Below are 2741 nucleotides of genomic sequence, written 5' to 3'. Positions count from 1 at the left end.
CGCGCCGGCCAGCCCCAGCGCCGCGACGGCCGCCAGCAGCTCCAGCCGCAGCGGCGGCAGCAGGCCGAGCATCCAGGCCAGGGCCTGGCCCGGCATCAGGATCAGCGGCGCCCAGAGCAGGGCGGAGGGCAGGTTGGCGCTCTGGAACCGGCCATGCCGCATGCCGGAGAGGCCGGCGACGACGGGGATGAAGGCGCGCAGCGGGGCGAAGAAGCGGCTGGCGAAGACCGCCCACCAGCCCCAGCGGCGGAACCCCACCAGGGAGCGGGCGTAGAGCCGGCGGTAGCGGCGCGGCAGGTGCCGGCGCACCAGGGCGCGGCCCTGGCGGCGGGCGAGAAGATAGCCGGTGGTGTCGCCCAGCGCCGCGCCCAGCGCCGCCGCCACCAGCACCGGCAGGATCGGCAGCGAGCCGGAGGCGATCAACAGCCCCGCGCCGAAGATCAGCGCCGAGCCGGGGATGACCAGCCCGACCAGCGGCAGGGATTCGACGAAGGCGAGCAGGAAGATGACCGGGCCGGCCCAGTCCTGATGCGCCTCGATCCAGGCCAGGATGGCGCCGAGGAAACGGTTCTGCATGAGGCTCCCGCAGGGGGGGAGCGGGGCCGCGCGGCCCCGCCCCGGTTCAGGCCGTCAATTGCCCACGCCAAGCGCGCGGGCGCGGCGGGCGGCGCGGTTCTGCCGCATCAGGGCGAAGATGGCCCAGGCCAGCAGCGCCGCGGTGATGGCCAGGAAGCTGGCGCTGATCGGCCGCTCCAGGAACACCATCGGGTCGCCGCGGGAGAGCAGCATGGCGCGGCGCAGATGCTCCTCCATCAGCGGCCCCAGGATGAAGCCCAGCACCAGCGGCGCCGGTTCGAACTTCAGCAGCATCATCAGGTAGCCGAAGACGCCGAAGATCATCACCAGCAGCACGTCGAAGGCGCTGTTGTTGACGCTGTACACGCCGATGCAGATGAACAGCAGGATCGCCGGGTAGAGGATGCGGTAGGGGATGGCCAGCATCTTCACCCAGATGCCGATCAGCGGCAGGTTCAGGATCACCAGCATGACGTTGCCGATCCAGAAGCTGGCGATCAGCCCCCAGAACAGCTCCGGATGCTCGGTCACCAGGCGCGGGCCGGGCTGGATGCCCTGGATGATCATGGCGCCGAGCATCAGCGCCATCACCGCGTCGCCCGGGATGCCGAGTGTCAGGGTCGGGATGAAGGCGGTCTGCGAGGCGGCGTTGTTGGCCGATTCCGGCGCGGTGACGCCCTCGATGGCGCCCTTGCCGAAGCGGCTCGGGTCGCGCGCCACCTTCTTCTCGATGGCGTAGGACATGAAGGAGGCGATGGTGGCGCCGGCGCCGGGCAGGGCGCCGAAGATGGCGCCGATGCCGGTGCCGCGCAGCATCGGCAGGGCGGAATCCTTCAGGTCCTTGCCCTGCGGCACCATGGAGCGGAAGGTGATCCGCTCCTTGGCCGACTGCCCGTCGCGCACCCGGTTGATCGAGGCGATGACCTCGGCCACGCCGAACAGGCCCATGGCCAGCGCCACCAGGCTGAGCCCGTCCGCCAGCTGCGGGATGTCGAAGGTGAAGCGCTGCTGGCCGGTCTGCACGTCGGTGCCGACCATGCCGAGGGCCAGCCCCACCAGCACCATGGCGATGCCCTTGACCGGCGAGCCCTGCGCCAGCGTCGCCGCCGCGACGAGGCCGAGCAGCATCATGGCGAAGTAGTCGGCCGGGCCGAAGGAGAGCGCCACGCCCGAGAGCACCGGCGAGAAGGCGGTCAGGATGATGATGCCGAGGCTGCTGCCAACGAAGGAGGCGACCGTCGTCATCAGCAGGGCGACGCCGGCGCGGCCCTTCTGCGCCATCGGGTAACCGTCGAGGCAGGCGACGGCGGCCGAGGGCGTGCCCGGCAGGTTCAGCAGGATCGAGGCGGTGGAGCCGCCATACTGCGCGCCGTAGTAGATGCCGGCCAGCATCACCAGCGCCGCGGTGGGCGGCACGTAGAAGGTGAGCGGCAGCAGCATCGAGATCGTGGCCAGCGCGCCGATGCCCGGCAGCACGCCGATGAAGGTGCCGAGGAACACGCCGATGAAGCAGTAGAGCAGCGTCTGCGGATCGAAGGCGACGCTGAAGCCCAGCGCCAGGTTGGAAAAGATATCCATGCTCAGCGGTCCCAGCGGAAGGCGGGAATGGGAATGCCGAGGCCCTGGGTGAACACCAGGACCCCGATGGCCGAGAGGGCCACGGCCAGGATGGCGGTCAGCCGCCAGCTCGGCGCGCGTTCCGCCACGGCGGCGAGCACGGTGAGCAGCACGGTCGCGGGCACCAGGCCGAAGCGCTCGACCACCAGGGCGAAGCCGAGCACGGCGACGCTGATGGTGGCGAAGGGGCGCAGCTCGGGTACCGGCCAGCCGCCGGGGCGGCGCAGCGCCGGCAGGACCAGCAGCAGGCCGAACAGCACGATCAGGATGCCGATGCCGAGCGGGAAGTAGGCCGGCCCCATGCGGCGCAGCGTGCCGAGATTGTAGTTCAGCGAGTAGAGGGCGAACCAAAGCCCCCCGGCGATCATCAGCGCCCCGCCGATGATGTCGTGATAGTCCCGTTTCGCCTGCAAGCGAATTCCTCCCTTGGCCTGGTCTATGGTCGGCCCGGCGCGCCGAGACTGCGCATGCACGGACAAAGCGGTGTGTGCCGGGGGCTGCCGGCGCGGCGCGGGCGGCGCCAGGGCAGGGGGGCGCGGGGCGGCGCG

Annotated in this window: 3 protein-coding genes; all 3 read right to left on the bottom strand. The window is 71.1% G+C overall.

The window, feature by feature from the left end; genetic code table 11:
- Window positions 1–576 (bottom strand): DedA family protein (locus HMPREF0731_RS20590; RefSeq protein WP_007006161.1); only part of this gene is annotated, 576 nt, incomplete at its 3' end.
- Window positions 577–630: 54 nt separating this feature from the next.
- Entirely contained in the window at window positions 631–2154 is a 1524-nt protein-coding gene (locus HMPREF0731_RS20585; RefSeq protein WP_007006160.1) for a tripartite tricarboxylate transporter permease, read from the bottom strand.
- Window positions 2155–2156: 2 nt separating this feature from the next.
- Window positions 2157–2606, bottom strand: coding sequence for a tripartite tricarboxylate transporter TctB family protein (locus tag HMPREF0731_RS20580; protein WP_007006159.1), 450 nt, complete (start codon window positions 2604–2606; stop codon window positions 2157–2159).
- Window positions 2607–2741 lie beyond the last annotated feature (135 nt).

Source organism: Pseudoroseomonas cervicalis ATCC 49957 (genome assembly GCF_000164635.1).
Taxonomy (GTDB): Bacteria; Pseudomonadota; Alphaproteobacteria; order Acetobacterales; family Acetobacteraceae; genus Pseudoroseomonas; species Pseudoroseomonas cervicalis.
This window is presented reverse-complemented; position numbering and strand designations above follow the sequence as displayed.